16 protein-coding genes and 1 pseudogene are annotated in these 15,247 nt (G+C 40.7%); 16 read left to right on the top strand and 1 reads right to left on the bottom strand.

Going from position 1 to position 15,247, the window contains the following annotated elements; all coding sequences use genetic code 11:
• The first annotated feature begins 21 nt into the window (after positions 1-21).
• The 10 genes from KKH91_04180 (at position 22) to KKH91_04225 (ending at position 10,198) form a co-directional block, all read left to right on the top strand.
• Positions 22-1,353, top strand: a complete 1,332-nt coding sequence (locus tag KKH91_04180; protein MBU0952008.1) for a replication-associated recombination protein A — start codon at positions 22-24, stop codon at positions 1,351-1,353.
• Positions 1,338-1,907, top strand: coding sequence for a 5-formyltetrahydrofolate cyclo-ligase (locus tag KKH91_04185; protein ID MBU0952009.1), 570 nt, complete (start codon positions 1,338-1,340; stop codon positions 1,905-1,907). The genes KKH91_04180 and KKH91_04185 overlap by 16 nt, the downstream gene beginning before the upstream one ends.
• Positions 1,901-3,454 carry a ribonuclease Y gene (rny, locus tag KKH91_04190; GenBank protein MBU0952010.1) on the top strand — a complete coding sequence of 518 codons (1,554 nt, stop codon included), beginning with the start codon at positions 1,901-1,903 and terminating at the stop codon, positions 3,452-3,454. Before KKH91_04185 ends, rny begins: the two co-directional genes overlap by 7 nt.
• The gene (locus KKH91_04195) at positions 3,454-4,245 is read left to right on the top strand and encodes a TIGR00282 family metallophosphoesterase (protein MBU0952011.1); all 792 of its coding nucleotides are present in this window, start codon (positions 3,454-3,456) and stop codon (positions 4,243-4,245) included. The genes rny and KKH91_04195 overlap by 1 nt, the downstream gene beginning before the upstream one ends.
• Entirely contained in the window at positions 4,242-5,111 is an 870-nt protein-coding gene (locus tag KKH91_04200) for a polyprenyl synthetase family protein (protein ID MBU0952012.1), read from the top strand. Before KKH91_04195 ends, KKH91_04200 begins: the two co-directional genes overlap by 4 nt.
• Before the next feature lie 141 nt (positions 5,112-5,252).
• Positions 5,253-6,389 (top strand): alanine--glyoxylate aminotransferase family protein, encoded by a 1,137-nt coding sequence (locus KKH91_04205; protein ID MBU0952013.1) that lies wholly within the window; start codon positions 5,253-5,255, stop codon positions 6,387-6,389.
• Complete coding sequence (gene serA, locus KKH91_04210) at positions 6,389-7,969, top strand: phosphoglycerate dehydrogenase (protein ID MBU0952014.1); 1,581 nt, start codon at positions 6,389-6,391, stop codon at positions 7,967-7,969. Before KKH91_04205 ends, serA begins: the two co-directional genes overlap by 1 nt.
• A gap of 5 nt (positions 7,970-7,974) precedes the next feature.
• Positions 7,975-8,703 (top strand): ABC transporter ATP-binding protein, encoded by a 729-nt coding sequence (locus KKH91_04215; GenBank protein MBU0952015.1) that lies wholly within the window; start codon positions 7,975-7,977, stop codon positions 8,701-8,703.
• Positions 8,700-9,464 carry an ABC transporter permease subunit gene (locus tag KKH91_04220; GenBank protein ID MBU0952016.1) on the top strand — a complete coding sequence of 255 codons (765 nt, stop codon included), beginning with the start codon at positions 8,700-8,702 and terminating at the stop codon, positions 9,462-9,464. Before KKH91_04215 ends, KKH91_04220 begins: the two co-directional genes overlap by 4 nt.
• Positions 9,464-10,198, top strand: a complete 735-nt coding sequence (locus KKH91_04225; GenBank protein ID MBU0952017.1) for a hypothetical protein — start codon at positions 9,464-9,466, stop codon at positions 10,196-10,198. The genes KKH91_04220 and KKH91_04225 overlap by 1 nt, the downstream gene beginning before the upstream one ends.
• Position 10,199: 1 nt before the next feature.
• Here KKH91_04225 and KKH91_04230 read toward each other — a convergent pair whose 3' ends face one another.
• A complete protein-coding gene (locus tag KKH91_04230) occupies positions 10,200-10,964 on the bottom strand; it encodes a thymidylate synthase (GenBank protein MBU0952018.1) in 765 nt (254 codons plus the stop codon).
• Positions 10,965-11,705: 741 nt separating this feature from the next.
• Here KKH91_04230 and KKH91_04235 point away from each other — a divergent pair.
• The 6 genes and pseudogenes from KKH91_04235 to KKH91_04260 form a co-directional block, all read left to right on the top strand.
• Positions 11,706-12,584 (top strand): prohibitin family protein, encoded by an 879-nt coding sequence (locus KKH91_04235; protein MBU0952019.1) that lies wholly within the window; start codon positions 11,706-11,708, stop codon positions 12,582-12,584.
• Positions 12,585-12,915: 331 nt separating this feature from the next.
• Positions 12,916-13,242, top strand: a complete 327-nt coding sequence (yajC, locus tag KKH91_04240) for a preprotein translocase subunit YajC (protein ID MBU0952020.1) — start codon at positions 12,916-12,918, stop codon at positions 13,240-13,242.
• On the top strand, positions 13,236-14,168 hold the full coding sequence (locus tag KKH91_04245; protein MBU0952021.1) for a TerC family protein: 933 nt from the start codon (positions 13,236-13,238) through the stop codon (positions 14,166-14,168). The genes yajC and KKH91_04245 overlap by 7 nt, the downstream gene beginning before the upstream one ends.
• Before the next feature lie 28 nt (positions 14,169-14,196).
• Complete coding sequence (locus tag KKH91_04250; protein ID MBU0952022.1) at positions 14,197-14,472, top strand: hypothetical protein; 276 nt, start codon at positions 14,197-14,199, stop codon at positions 14,470-14,472.
• 99 nt (positions 14,473-14,571) lie between these two features.
• Positions 14,572-14,712 (top strand): annotated as a pseudogene (locus KKH91_04255) (IS1595 family transposase).
• Positions 14,713-14,841: 129 nt separating this feature from the next.
• A partial coding sequence (locus KKH91_04260) for a hypothetical protein (GenBank protein MBU0952023.1) occupies positions 14,842-15,247 on the top strand: 406 nt, incomplete at its 3' end.

A 15,247-nucleotide genomic window follows, 5' to 3' on the forward strand; every position in this document is an offset into this window, starting at 1 on the left:
AGCTTGGTCTAGTTTTTATTTATGAAACACACTGAAATTGGCGGCAATGATTTATTTGCCATAAAGCAAAACAGCACGGCGCAGCAAGACAAACCATTTGCTCTTAAAGTAGCTCCTGTTGATTTTGACGGTTTTGTAGGGCAGGACGAAATTTTGGGCCCCGGAAAGCTCTTGCGCAGAATCATAGACTCAGACAAAATCAGCTCGCTTATCTTTTTCGGCCCTTCCGGCACAGGCAAAAGCGCACTCGCCAGAATAGTATCAAAGAAAACAAAATCTCATTTTGTTGAAAGCAACGCAGTAATGATCGGCGTCAATGATTTGCGTAAAATAATTGACGAGGCCTATAACCGCAAGCAGTTCAACGCAGTAAAAACCATTCTTTTACTTGACGAAATCCACCATTTTAACCGCACCCAGCAGGATGCCCTGCTCCCTTATGTTGAAAAAGGCATAATAACTCTGATTGGTATAACGACTGAAAATCCTTACTTCTATATTAATTCGGCGCTATTATCCAGGTCGCTGGTATTCCAGTTCAAGGCGCATACGCAGCAAGATATTGAAAAAATAATTCATAACGCTCTAAAAAATCCTGAAAACGGGATTAATGGAAATACTATCGACCTGAAAGATGACGCACTCAAACACATTCTAAAATATGCCGAAGGAGACGCAAGAAAAGCTTTAAATGCTCTTGAAATAGGGATTGTAACATCAGCGCCGTCAAAAGACGGCAAAATCGTTTTTGACCTCAAGCTCGCAGAAGAATCCACTCAAAACAAGTCCATTGTTTATGACAAATCCGGGGATGCTCATTATGACCATATCTCGGCGTTTATTAAATCCATCCGCGGAAGCGACCCCGATGCGGCTCTTTATTGGATGGCAAAAATGCTGGAAGCAGGCGAAGATCCCAGGTTTATTGCCAGGCGGATAATTATTGCCGCCAGTGAAGATGTAGGCAATGCTGACCCCCAGGCGCTTCAGGTAGCTATCTCTGTGCTTCAGGCCATTGAATTTGTAGGCATGCCTGAAGGCAGAATACCGTTAGCCCAGGCAGTAACCTATGTTGCAACTGCGCCAAAATCCAATGCAAGCTATCTGGCCATATCTGCGGCTCAGCAGGAAGTTAAAAACGGCAAATTGCGCGATGTTCCTAATCATTTGAAAGATGCAAGCGTTGACGGGGAAAAATTAGGCCATGGCAAAGGCTATAAATATCCTCACAGTTTTGAAGGCCATTTTGTGGAGCAGGAATATATGCCTGAACACAAGGAATTTTATACGCCGTCTGAAGAAGGATTTGAAGCAATAATTAAAAAGAGGATGGCTGGATGGAAAAAGCAATAATCAGGCAAAGAATAGCTGTTCTTAGGGATAATTGGCCTGAAAAAGAAAGAATCAAAATGAATAAGCTTATCGAAAAGAATGTTTACGGCCTTAAAGAGTTTGAAAAAGCAAAAGCTGTTATGCTTTTTGTTCCATTCCGGTCGGAAGTTGATACGCTTCCGATTATTAAAACAGCCTTGAAACTGAAAAAGCGGGTCATTCTTCCAAGGGTTGAGAAAACACTTGCGGAAAAAAAGCTGTTAGCAATTGAAATCAATGATGTAAAAAAGGATTTAAAAACCGGGGCATACGGAATACTTGAGCCGTTTAAAAAAGCCAAAGAAGTTACTCCGGAAGAAATAGAGCTTGTATTTGTGCCGGGAATAGCATTTGACAAAAAAGGCAGTAGAATTGGATATGGCGGCGGGTATTACGACCGGTTTCTAAAAAACATACCGCTTTCAAAAAGAATCGGGATTGCGTACAGTTTCCAACTGGCCGGAAATATACCGTCAACAAAACACGATTTAAAAGTAGCTAAAGTTTTAACTGAAAAAGGAGTTAAATTATGTTAATTATTGCAGCAGTTGTGAGCGTCGTAATAGGCATTACCGTGGGGTATTTTTTAAGAATACTCTATGGTAAATCGAAATTAAGCGCTTCTGAAACACTGGCAAAGAAAATTCTCGCAGACGCGCAAACCCTGGCTGAAGCAAAGAAAAAAGAAGCTTTGCTGGAAGTAAAAGAAACCCTTGAACGCGACAGGCGCGAGCTTGAAAAAGAATTCAAGGACCGCAAGCAGGAGATAACAAACCAGGAAAGGCGTATCAACCAGAAAGAAGAAAACTTGGAAAGAAAAGCGGACATTATCGAAAAAAAAGAACGGGACCTTCAGGAAAGGGAAAGAAATATGCATCTAAAGGAAAAATCCCTTCAGGATGAACTGCTTGCAGTGCAAAAAACCCGGGAAGAGCAGAGAATAGTTCTTGAAAGAGTCGCCGGAATGACGGCCGAAGAAGCCAAGAAGATTCTTTTTCAGAACTATGAGGATGAGGTAAGAAAGGAATCAGCATTAAGAGCCCGCAGTATTGAACAGGAAGCAAGGGAAACAGCCGAAAAGAAAGCCAAGGAAATTGTCGCTATAGCGATACAGCGTTATTCTGCTGACCATTCTACAGATACGACAACCACAACAATTACCATACAGAACGATGAAATAAAGGGAAGAATTATCGGCCGGGAGGGAAGAAACATCCGTGCGTTTGAACAAGCAACGGGTGTTGACCTTATTGTTGACGATACTCCTGAAACTATTACGATTTCCGCTTTTGAGCCGCTGCGCAGAGAGATAGCAAAAATATCATTGGAACGCCTCATTGCTGACGGAAGGATTCACCCGGCAAGAATTGAGGAAGTTGTGGCTAAAGTAAAAGTAGAAATGGAAGACGTGTTAAAAGAAATCGGCGAGAAGACAGTAGTTGAACTCGGTATTGTAGGAATAAATACTGAATTACTGAAACTTATAGGAAAACTCAAATTCAGGACTTCCTACGGGCAGAACCAGTTACAGCACACTATTGAAGTTGCATGGCTGTCGGCAAATATAGCAGGTGAGCTGGGCGCTGATATAAATATGTGTAAAAAAGCGGCGTTACTGCACGATATCGGTAAAGCTGTTGACCACGAACAAGAGGGAACACATCACCAGATTTCAGCCGAAATAGCCAAAAAGTACGGCGAGTCTGACAAGATGATAAATATAATTCTTTCGCACCATGAAGGATTTGCTCAGCCGCAATCTGTTGAAGCGTTTATTATAGCCGCCGCAGATGCTATTTCCGCCGCGAGGCCGGGCGCAAGAAGGGAATCAGTAGAACATTACATCAAACGCCTTGAAAAACTTGAAAAAGTCGCCACAGATTTCCGCGGCGTAGAAACTGCTTACGCGATTCAGGCGGGGCGCGAAATCCGCATTATGGTGGAGCCGGAAGAAATTGACGATACAAAGGCCTACGCTCTGGCGAAAGATGTTGCGAAAAAGATTGAACAGGAGCTTGAATACCCGGGACAGATAAAGGTGGTTGTTATCAGGGAAATCAGGGCCCAGGAAATAGCGAAGTAATGAACATTCTTAAGGTTTTATTTATTGGCGATATTGTAGGGGAGCCGGGCAGGGAAATCCTGAAAAGAAGCCTGCCTGAGCTTGTAAGTAAAAATAACATTAATTTTGTTATCGCCAATTCGGAAAATGCGGCCAGCGGTAAGGGCTTGACCAAGTCCGTCAGCGATGAGATTTTTTCCAGCGGTGTAAATGTTTCTACTTTGGGCAACCACACCTTTGAACGCAGGGAAATCAATGATATTATTACCGACCCCAGGATTATCAGGCCTGCCAATTATCCTGCAGAAGTTCCAGGCAAGGGATTTGGCATTTACAATGTAGAAACGGCCGGAGGCACAGTTGAGCTTGCTGTTGCAAACCTTATGGGAAGAGTTTATATGATTCAAATAGACGACCCTTTCCGTACGGCAGATAAAATCCTATCAGAAATATCTAAAACTACAAAAAACATTATTGTGGATTTTCACGCCGAAATAACATCAGAAAAGCAGGCGTTTGGCTGGTATCTGGACGGCAGAGCCAGCGCTGTGATTGGGACTCATACCCATGTGCAGACAGCTGATGAACGCATTTTGCCGCAAGGAACAGCTTATTTGACTGATGTCGGAATGACAGGCCCCAGGGATGGAATTATCGGTGTGGATAGGGAAATAATTATCAAAAGGTATCTAACTTCTATGCCTCACAGGTTTTCAGTAGCAGCCGGTGAAACTATGCTCAATGCGTGCATAATTAATATTGATACTGATACAGGCGCTTCTACAAATATTCAAAGGATAAGAGTAGGATGAAAAAGATAGAAGATGTTCTCAATAGCTGGAAAAATTTGATAGATAAGTCTTTAAAATATTATTTGACACCAAAGTCAAAAGACTTTAATCAGCAGATATATGATGCTATGATTTATTCTGTTTTTCCGGGTGGAAAAAGGATAAGGCCTATTCTTACGCTGGCTTCAGCGAAGGCCTGCGGATTGCCAGAGAAAGATGTTCTGCCTGCGGCCTGCGCTATTGAAATTGTTCATAGTTATTCGCTGATTCATGATGATTTGCCTTCTATGGATAATGCGCCTTTGCGCAGGGGAAAACCGACGGTTCATAAGAAGTTTAATGAAGGTTTAGCTGTGCTGGCAGGTGATGCGCTGCTTACAAAAGCTTTTGAGTTATGTTCAGATAATGCTAAGAACACTAAAGTAAAACCCGCCCAGGCAATTAAGGCTATTTCTGCGCTTGCAAGAGCCGCAGGGGATGTTGGTATGATTGGCGGGCAGGTGGCAGATACTTTTGGTGCTCATAAAAATCTGGATAGAAAGAAACGCGAAAGGCTTCTTGATTATATTCATACGCACAAAACAGGCGACCTGATAGAAGTAAGTGTTTTGCTTGGGGGGATTCTTGCAGGGGTAAACGAGAAGAAGCTTAAGGCGCTTAAAAGTTATGGACGCAAGATTGGGCTGGCGTTTCAGGTGGTGGATGATATTTTTGATAGCGAAGAAGACGCAGATAAGTTGACCTATCCAAATTTCTACGGTTTAGATAACTCCCGCAAACTTGCCTGCCAATTAATTTCCGATGCAAAAAAAGAACTAAAACTATTTGGGCCAAAAGCTAATATACTTTCTTCTCTTGCTGACTTTGTCATCCAAAGAAAAAGCTAAGGAATTAGGGGTGAGATTGCAGAGGAAAACGAATACCGTATTACCTAACTACGTCCCCAATATGTACAGATGGACTTTTGTCCGGCTTGTTAAATTATAAAAAAATTGATAAAATAGCACTACAAATTTAAGGAGAAAATTGTGAAAAAACATTTTTTAGTTACTCCCGGGCCTACACCGATACCGCCCCAGGTTGCGCAAAAAGAATCGCTGCCGATATTGCATCATAGAACTGAAGAATTCGGTAAAATATTTATTGAAGCTATTGAAGGCATGAAGTACATATTCCAGACAAAAAATGATACGTTTATTATGGCAAGCTCAGGCACCGGCGCGATGGAATCCGCTGTGGTGAACCTTTTATCTCCAGGCGATGAAGTTCTTGTAGCCAGTTCCGGCGTTTTTGGCAATAGATGGGGCAAAATGTGCGAAGCTTACGGCATAAAACCAATTTTAATAGAATCAGAATGGGGAAACTGTATAAAACCAGAACAGATTGAAAGCGAATTGAAAAAAAATCCGAAAATAAAAGTTGTATTTGCTTCTCATACCGAAACATCTACCGGAGTGGTTTTTGACCTTAAAGCAATCGGTGAGATAGTAAGCAAAACACCTGCAATCCTGGTAGTTGATGCAATCAGCGGGCTAGCCGGTCAGCCGTTATACACAGATACCTGGAAACTTGATGTTGTTGTATCAGGTTCGCAAAAAGGGCTTATGTGCGCCCCCGGGCTGGCTTTCGTTGCCGTAAACCAGAAAGCTTGGCCTGTCGTAGAAGCGGCAAAACTTCCAAGGTTTTACTGGGATTACCGCAAAATGAAAAAATCAGTAGAAAACAAGGAAACGCCGTTTACGCCTGCAGTGACTTTGATTGTTGCGCTCAATGAGGCGATAAACATGATAAAAACCGAAGGAATAGAAAATGTTTTTGCGAGGACCGAAAAACTTGCGAAAGCCACCCGCAGCGCTCTTGAAGCGATGAACCTGCAGCTTTTTGCCGACAAATCCTGTGTTTGTAATGTGTTAACCAGCGCAAAAGTCCCGGAGGGCGTTGACGGCGGGAAAATCGTTAAAACATTAAGGCAGGAATTTGGTATTTCCATTGCCGGCGGTCAGGATAAATTAAAAGGTAAAATTATCCGCTTGGCGCATATGGGCTACATTGACCAGTTTGATTTAATAGCGGCATTTACAGGGCTGGAAATAGTTTTGTCAAAACTGGGCCACAAACTGGAACCCGGAAAATCCATAGCTGTCGCTGAGAGGAACCTGGCATGATTAAATTACTGATGACCTATTCGAGCAGTGATGGGCTTGATAAATTACTTAACCATCCCCAGTTTAAAGTTGAAGTTCATTCAAAACCAACGCCAGAAAAGTTTGCTGAACTAATCCCTGCTTACGAAGGGCTTCTTATCCGTTCGGAAGTAAAGGTTACGAAAGAAATAATGGATGCGGCAAAAAATTTGAAACTCATTGTGCGCGCCGGTACTGGCGTCGACAATATCGATAAAGCTTATGCAACGCAGAAAGGCATAGTTGTTATGAATGTCCCCGGGGGCAATACTGTTTCTGCATGCGAGCAGGCTCTCTCTTTACTGCTGGCTACCGCAAGAAATACCCCCCAGGCGCATGCTTCCGTCAAAGCAGGCAACTGGGAAAAAGAAAAATTCATGGGAACGGAACTCCATGGCAAGACTCTCGGGCTTATAGGCATGGGCAGAATCGGAAAAGAAGTAGCCCTGCGCATGAAAGCTTTTGAGATGAAGGTTATTGCTTATGACCCGTTTCTCACGCAGGAATACGCAAAATCAATCGGAGTTGAGCTCTCTACTCTTGAAGAAATCTACGCTAATGCGGATTTTATCAGCCTGCATACGCCTCTAAACGAACAGACGAAGTACCTTATAAACAAAGATTCTTTGGCTAAAATGAAACCCGGGATGAGGATTATCAACTGCGCCCGCGGCGGCATTGTCGATGAAAAAGCTTTGTATGACGCGTTAAAATCAGGACATATAAAAGCTGCGGCTTTGGATGTATTTGAAAAAGAACCCCTGGCGAAGGATTCCCCTTTGCTTGAACTGGAAAATATAATTCTTACTCCGCACCTGGGCGCATCGACCGAAGAGGCGCAGGTTAAAATAGCTACTGAGTCCAGCGATATGATTATTGATTTTTTTACCAAGGGCATAATCCGCAACGCCGTAAATATGCCTTCGGTTGACATGGAAACTTATAAAAAGATCAACCCTTACCTAGACCTGGCGGAGAAAATCGGGTCGCTTCAGTGCCAGATGATTGAAGGCGGGATAAAGGAAGTAGAAATTTTATACGCAGGCGAGGTTGCGAACTTTAATGTGGGCACTATCACGCCGGCATTTTTAAAAGGGTTGCTTTCACCGGTTTTGGATGTGAGAGTGAATTTTGTTAACGCGGCATTCATTGCAAAAGAACGCGGTATAAAAATAAAAGAAACGAAAACTTCGGAAACACAGGATTATTCCTCGTTGATAACTGCAAAAGTAATATCAGAAAAATCCCAGCTGGTAATTTCAGGTACCGTATTTTCACGCCAGTTTCCGCGTATCGTAAGCATGAAAAACCTTGGGATTGACGTAATCCCGCAGGGATGTATGATTATTCTTGATAATATGGACCGGCCTGGAATGGTGGGAAAATTGGGCATGCTTTTAGGCAGCAACGGAATAAATATTGCAAGCATGCAGGTAGGCAGGGATAAAGTCGGCGGCAAAGCGCTGACCATTATTAACATAGACGTATGCGCATCGGAAGAAATCTTGAAGAAGATAGCAGAAATTGACGGAATTGCAAACGTAAAGATGGTAGAATTATAAAAGTTATGAGTTCTGCAATAAAAATTGAAAATCTTACCAAAATATACCGCAAGAGCCACCTGGGCAGAGTTACAGCCTATGTTGGCGTAAAAAACCTCAGCCTGGAAGTCAAAGAAGGAAGCATTTACGGTTTGATAGGCTTGAACGGCAGCGGTAAAACAACCACAATAAAACTTATTTTAGGCCTGTTATTTCCAAACGGAGGCAAAATTTCTCTTTTCGGCAATCCTATGCCCGACAGAAAAAAACTGTCATTGGTAGGGTATCTGCCTGAAATGCCTTACTTTTATAAATTTCTGACGGGAAGAGAAATCCTTAATTTTTACGCTGAATTATCCGGCAGCGTGCCTGCAGCGCGCATTGATGAAGTCATTAAAATTGTGGATATGGTTCCCAACGCAGGTAAAAGAGTCAGCGAATTTTCAAAAGGCATGATGCAAAGGCTGGCTATAGCCCAGAGCCTTTTACATAACCCGCCCTTACTAGTGTTCGACGAACCAGTCAGCGGTTTGGACCCTCTTGCCATCAGGGAAATGAGAACCCTGATACTCAAACTTAAAGAAGAAGGCAAGACATTATTCTTTTCTTCCCATTCCATATCGGAAGTTGAAAAAATTTGCGACACGGTGGGCATCCTGCACAAAGGCGAGTTTATTAAGGTTGTTGAACAGAAAGAATGGCAGGAAAAAAATAACCTTGAAGAAATATTTATAGAGGCCATAAAAGACAAATGAAACAGATATTATCCATCGTCAAATATACGCTCAGGCAAAATATACGAAACAGAGTTTATTACATACTTGTAGTTTTCGCGATAGCGATAATTTTCGTTACAATGCTTCTTTCAGTGCTGGGCGGTGAACAGCCGGTAAGGATTTTGCTTGATTTCGGCCTTGCGTCGATAGAATTCTTCGGATTACTGCTGGTTATTTTTGCCGGAGTAAGCCTGCTACTTGAGGAGATAGAATCAAAAACAGTGTATTTGATGCTCATCAGGCCTATCCCTAAGTGGTATTATGTTATAGGAAGATATTTAGGCTTGCTGGTTTCAGTTTACCTGGCGATGCTGTTCATGTATGCGATGCATTTTGGGATGTTAATGCTTAAGGGCTGGGTTTTTGACCCTCTTTACCTGATAGCAATTTTTTCTTCAATGACGAAAATAGCTATTATCGGAGCTCTCGCGGTTTTCTTTTCGCTCTTTTCAACTTCCCAGTCATCATCGCTTATTTTTACGATTTTTATATGGATATTGGGCCATTTTGCGCAGGAGCTAAAGTTTCTTACGGCGAAAATGCAGTTTACTCCTATAAAAGTTGTGCTTAAAGTTCTTTATCTTGCGATTCCTAATTTGCAATATTTTAACTGGAAAGATTTTATCGGTTCAGGTTTAACGATTTCTTACTGGTTTGGTGTGTCGGTTGTTTACGCTTTTGCTTACTGCGCAGTTTGTTTATTGTTATCCATTCATCTTTTTAACAAAAAAGAATTCTGATGGTAAAAAAAACAGCCCTTCTTATTTTCATCCTTGCCTTAGCAGTTTCTTCCGGCCTGTATTTAGACAAAACTTTCAAGTACCCCTTTGATGTAGTAAATTTTTCACTGCCCCAAAACCAGCCGCCTGTTGACCAATATGCATTATTTGATTTATCCGGTATAGTATTCGGCGTGCGGAAGATGGCTTCAGATATTGCATGGATACAGGTTCTCCAGTATTACGGCGGCGATGAGGAAGAGGCAAAACATAAACATGACGAAGACGATCATGAGCATTGTACGGACGGGGTAACCCATGGCAATGGTGAATATTATGACCTGCAAAAACTTACTCAGAGAGTGGTGCGTTTAGACCCGTATTTCTACTATGCATACATATACGGAGGCGCTTGCCTGGCCTGGAATTTAAACAGGCCGGATGAGGGTATTGCGCTTTTTGATGAAGGAATAAAAAATGCGCCAAACTACTGGCAATTTACTATTTTTAAGATGGCGATAGTTTACAAAAAACTTGATAAGTACCAGGATATGGTAGGAAAACTGGATGAAGCGCTTAAATACCCCGACTGCCCGATAATGGTAAAAGCGATGCTTGCAAATATTTACAAAAAAAATGGAAATTATGTGCGGGCTTTGCAGATTTGGGTTGGTATATACGATTTAGGCCAGACTGACTATAGATTAAGATCTGAGCAGGAAATTACTGCATTAAGAACAATGACCGGCCTGTGAACTAACCGATTTTGAGGTTTTCTTTTTTGCACCTTTGTTTGGCCCAATCCCAGGTATATTCATAAAGATGCATGCCTTTGCTTACAGCAATTATTTCACCGTCTTCCACGCCGATTTCCTCAGCCATATACTGTTTTACCAATTGTAAGCCGCCGAGGTTTGAGGGAAACCCACCCCATAAATCCCACGAGCGGAAATAAATAATGAAGTGAAGTTTGCCGTAACGGATCCGGGTATCAATAAGGCGCATGCAAGGCGGGTCAATCAATTTTATATCGGAAGGCATTCCTATTTCCATCACTGCCTGGTTTGTACCGTGGCCGTGGGTTTTGTACATTTTTATTACTTCTTCAACCTGGTTAACATGCAAAGGCATTTCCCGCAGCATTTCTTTGCCGCTGATATTATCCATAAACCTTATTTTTGCGTCAACCAGCCTTTCGCCATAGGTATAATCTTCAGTCGCTGTTTTTGCCCCGGTTAAAAGATAACTTAAATAATCATTTATATATTCCATGCTTGTAGGGGAAGGAATTCCGCAGCCCTCGGGCATTATCGGAATAATCTGGTGGCCGGGTTCCTTTACCCTGATGGTAACAAAATCAAACTCCAGCCTTCTTTGTCCTTCATAGCTTCCTCTGGTAATTGTGTAAACGTGCCCCTTCTCTAATAGGGCGTTCAGCGCCTGGAACCAGGCATCGTCCAAATCGAAGGTGTCAAGGTGCACGGGTTTTAATAATTCTTTGTGAAGGTTTTTGGATTTCATAATTGGCTCCTGATTAATTTTGAGGCTGAGTTGCTGTTGGGCTATTCTATTAAAAAAATAATAAGTTTTCAACCTGTTAATAACACCTGTTGTTATGATATTAAGATGTTAAAGTATTTAATTTTTTAAAATGTTAAACTTTTTGAAAGTTTCTACACCAATTTTAGAAAAGGAGCTTTCAAAATGGGTGAATAAAAATCATAACAACTATGAAAGATATTCAAAGATACAAAATAATCCAAGATGTAACACAAAAACGAATGACCGGCCTGCAAGCAGCTGAAATCCTTAACCTAACCAACGTTCAAATATGTACAATACAAAGGAAATATGGTATAACAGAAAATGGAAATGAAGATATTAAATATATTTTTACTATTAGTTGCCGTTTCTTTTTGCTGCAATTTATGCAGTGAATATTGTATTGCTGAATACAATGAGTCTCGCTGTGGGGAGTATTCAGATATAGAGAATTGTGAATATATATTATCAGATGAATCTAACATGAAACCGCTATTTTTATATAATAGAGTGCTGATCAAGCAATATCTTCTTTATCAAAATCCATTTCTTTCTAAAATAAAGAAACCTCCCAAAACATCAATTTAACCATTTTCAATTTCTTAAAAGCCATATCAAACTGAAACACGTCAAGAGATTCATAAAACTGATATTTTGACAGGGCTAAATCCTCAGCGGGTTTAACGATGAAGATTAGCTTAAACATAAGGAGGCAGGAAAATGTACGAAGATGATATAAATGAGAGCATAAATAGGGCAAAAGAGAAAATACAGTCTGCAATGAAGAAAGGTTCCATGCGGTTTGTGATTATTGGTATAGGTATTCTGGTGTTTTTTATGTATTTAACGCCATGGGTTCAGATTGGGCCGGGTATGAGGGGGGTTGTCCTTAATTTTGGCGCTGTTCAGAAGACTGTACTTGGAGAAGGACTGCATTTCAGGATACCTCTAGTGCAGAATGTTGCCATAGTGGATGTAAAGGTTCAGAAATCTTTGACAAGCGCAGCTGCTTCATCGTCCAACCTTCAGGAAGTGAGTTCGGAAGTTGCCCTTAACTATCATATAATTCCAGATAAGGCAAATCTTGTCTATCAGTCCATCGGCGTAGAATTTAAAGAGCGCATCATAGATCCTGCAGTGCAGGAAGTGGTAAAAGCTGTGACAGCCAACTATTCAGCAGAAGAGCTTATCACAAAGAGGCCGTTGGTAAGCGAAGCAATGAGAGCAAACCTTGCCGAAAGACTCATGCCTTACAATATAGCGGTTGATGCGTTTTCTATAGTTGGCTTTAACTTCTCCAAAATATATTTGGAAGCTATTGAGTCAAAGCAGACAGCAGAACAACTTGCTTTGAAGGCAAAAAGAGACTTAGAGAGGATAAAGATAGAAGCAGAACAGAAAATTACGTCAGCAAGAGCAGAGGCCGAATCCCTGAGACTCCAGAGAGCGAATATTTCGACTGACCTTATAGAGCTGAGAAAAATAGAAGCAAATCTTAAGGCGATAGATAAATGGAACGGAATACTGCCCCAGGTTACAGGCAGCGGGGCAATACCATTTATTGGAGTGGGTGATATACAGGGTAAAATGAACGAATAATCATAAGAATTAGAAAATCCAATTGGTTAGATATGTTATTCTGCTTACTATTGCGGGTATTATAGGCAGTATTATATCCAGAAAAAAAGGGTATAATCCTGTTTTGTGGTTCTTACTGTGTGCAATTGTTCCATTACTTATTGTGATTCTCGCAGTACTTCCAGCCAGAGTGTCTGCGGGCTATACTAAAAAATGTCGCTACTGTGCAGAAATCATTAAAGAAGACGCAATAATTTGTAAACACTGTAGCAGAGAACAACCCATTGATGCAACATAAGTCAATGCAATTTTAACAAGCGCAAGTTTATATGGAAAATATAACGGAGGGACAATGGAAGATTTAGGCGGTTTTTTACCGCTAATAATGATTTTTTTTATTTTCTATTTTTTAATGATAAGGCCGCAACAGAGGAAGGAAAAAGAACGAAAAAAAATGATTGCTGCTTTAAAGAAAGGTGATAAGGTGGTAACCGCAGGCGGTATTTATGGTACTGTAACCGGTATAAAAATTGATATAGTTGAACTTAAAATAGATGACAATGCAAAAATACAATTAAAAAAGTCTGCTATCAGCCAGGTTATTGCGGACAATAAACCTGATTCATCTTCTTTACAAACAAATGATCAAAATAAACAAGGAACAGAAAAGAAATGTTAACATCAACTTGGATTATTTTCAATGTATTTGTTGTGATTATGCTGATGCTGGACCTGGGTGTGTTTCATAAAGGAAACCGGGCCATAAGCATAAAGGAGTCATTGGTATGGAGTATAATCTGGATAGCGGTGGCTTTGGTATTTAATGGCGGATTATATTATTTTAAAGGAAGTGAGAAAGCTCTTGAGTTTTTGACCGTTTATATCGTTGAACGGTCTCTAAGTGTAGATAATATATTTGTATTCCTGCTTGTTTTCTCTTATTTTGGAGTTAAAGCTGAGTACCAGTATAAAATACTTTTCTGGGGAATAATCGGTGCACTTGTGATGAGAGCGGTTTTTATTGTTGCAGGAGTTGCCTTGATAGCCAAGTTTCACTGGATGATATATTTATTCGGTGGATTGCTTGTTTATATAGGAGTCAAGATGTGGTTTGAAGAGAACAAGGAAATACATCCGGAAAATAATATTGTGTTAAAAGTGTTTAAAAAGATATTCCCGGTATCTGACGAATATGTAAACGGCAGTTTTTTTGTAAAAAGTAACGGCAAATGCCTTGTGACGCCTCTTTTTCTTGTGCTTTTAGTTATAGAAACAACCGATATTATTTTTGCGGTTGATTCTATTCCTGCAGCTCTTGCTATTTCAACGGATTCTTTCATTATCTACTCCGCCAATGTATTTGCGATACTCGGGTTGCGCGCTCTTTACTTCGCTTTAGCGGGCTGTATGCAGATGTTCAAATATCTTCAGTACGGGCTTTCATTGGTGCTTTCTTTTGTAGGTGTTAAGATGATTCTTGCTGATGTTTATAAAATATCGATAACTGCTTCACTTGGATTCATAGCGGTAGTGCTAAGTATTTCAGTTATTCTTTCGTTTATTGGAAATAAAAAAACGGGGCAGGGAAAAACAGGAAATGATTAGCAAAAATCCTGATGGAGTGTGTCCATAAATACATATTTCAGCATTCGTTCATCCTACGGCAGTAATTATCGGAAACGTAAAAATAGGAAAACAGGTTTTTGTCGGGCCCGATGCTGTAATCAGGGCGGATGAACCAAAAAGTTCGATATTTATCGGAGCTAACTGCAATGTCCAGGACAGGGTTATTGTTCATGCGTTGCAGAATACTTCAGTTTATGTAGATAATAACTCTTCCTTGTCTCATGGCTGTATTGTTCATGGACCATGTAAAATAGGTAAAAAATGTTCCTGCTTATGCAGTTGACACCAGTAACTACAATATGTAGTATATAGGGGTATGGAAAACTACCCACGAAATATCATGGACTTTGAAAAACGATTTAATTCTGAAGAAGCATGTGTTCAACATCTTAATTATTATTTGGATGAATTTACGTTTCGTTTTAATCGTAGAACATCCAAATCCCATGGGATGCTGTTTTATCGTTTGGTACAGCAATCTCTGATGATTGACCCTGTTCATGTAAAAAATCTGACTTCTTAATCAACATATGGTATATACTGGCAACAACTGCATAAGCAGGTAATACTATTTATATAGCCGAATCGGATAATCCGAAGCGTTCCTGCTATTTATGGGAATGTAAGCTAGATTAATTACGGGAGGAATCAAATGAAAGTAAAACGTTATGTACTGCGTGATTTAAAAACAGAAAGAGACTTGGGCGCGGATGAATACAAAAGGTCGGTTGCCGACCCGGATATGTACAGGAACAGGGTCGGTTTTGACTGCCTGCTTTATATTGAAAAATACAAAAAACTTTTCTGCGGCCTGGCGGCGTTTGATAATGATATTTTTTATACTTTTGACCCGGCTACAAAGAAATACGAATCCCTTGGCTACAGCAAGATTGCTGAAAAATATGAGGTCAAGATCCACCGTTCTCTTACTTTTGACGGCAATAAAACCATTTATACCGCCACCGCCTGCCTGCATGACGCTTCCTTATATATGGATGCTAAAGGCGGCAGGATCTTTTCCTATGATATTGAATCAAAGAAATACGAGACCCTGGCTG

It is taken from the genome of Elusimicrobiota bacterium (genome assembly GCA_018816525.1).
In the GTDB taxonomy this organism is placed as follows: Bacteria; Elusimicrobiota; Endomicrobiia; order CG1-02-37-114; family XYA2-FULL-39-19; genus OXYB2-FULL-48-7.

Excerpts from the sequence above, each read along its gene's own strand:
- KKH91_04180 (MBU0952008.1), top strand. The coding sequence starts at position 22 with ATGAAACACACTGAAATTGGCGGCAATGATTTATTTGCCATAAAGCAA.
- KKH91_04185 (MBU0952009.1), top strand. The coding sequence starts at position 1,338 with ATGGAAAAAGCAATAATCAGGCAAAGAATAGCTGTTCTTAGGGATAAT.
- rny (MBU0952010.1), top strand. The coding sequence starts at position 1,901 with ATGTTAATTATTGCAGCAGTTGTGAGCGTCGTAATAGGCATTACCGTG.
- KKH91_04195 (MBU0952011.1), top strand. The coding sequence starts at position 3,454 with ATGAACATTCTTAAGGTTTTATTTATTGGCGATATTGTAGGGGAGCCG.
- KKH91_04200 (MBU0952012.1), top strand. The coding sequence starts at position 4,242 with ATGAAAAAGATAGAAGATGTTCTCAATAGCTGGAAAAATTTGATAGAT.
- KKH91_04215 (MBU0952015.1), top strand. The coding sequence starts at position 7,975 with ATGAGTTCTGCAATAAAAATTGAAAATCTTACCAAAATATACCGCAAG.
- KKH91_04220 (MBU0952016.1), top strand. The coding sequence starts at position 8,700 with ATGAAACAGATATTATCCATCGTCAAATATACGCTCAGGCAAAATATA.
- KKH91_04225 (MBU0952017.1), top strand. The coding sequence starts at position 9,464 with ATGGTAAAAAAAACAGCCCTTCTTATTTTCATCCTTGCCTTAGCAGTT.
- KKH91_04230 (MBU0952018.1), bottom strand. The coding sequence starts at position 10,964 with ATGAAATCCAAAAACCTTCACAAAGAATTATTAAAACCCGTGCACCTT.
- KKH91_04235 (MBU0952019.1), top strand. The coding sequence starts at position 11,706 with ATGTACGAAGATGATATAAATGAGAGCATAAATAGGGCAAAAGAGAAA.
- yajC (MBU0952020.1), top strand. The coding sequence starts at position 12,916 with ATGGAAGATTTAGGCGGTTTTTTACCGCTAATAATGATTTTTTTTATT.
- KKH91_04245 (MBU0952021.1), top strand. The coding sequence starts at position 13,236 with ATGTTAACATCAACTTGGATTATTTTCAATGTATTTGTTGTGATTATG.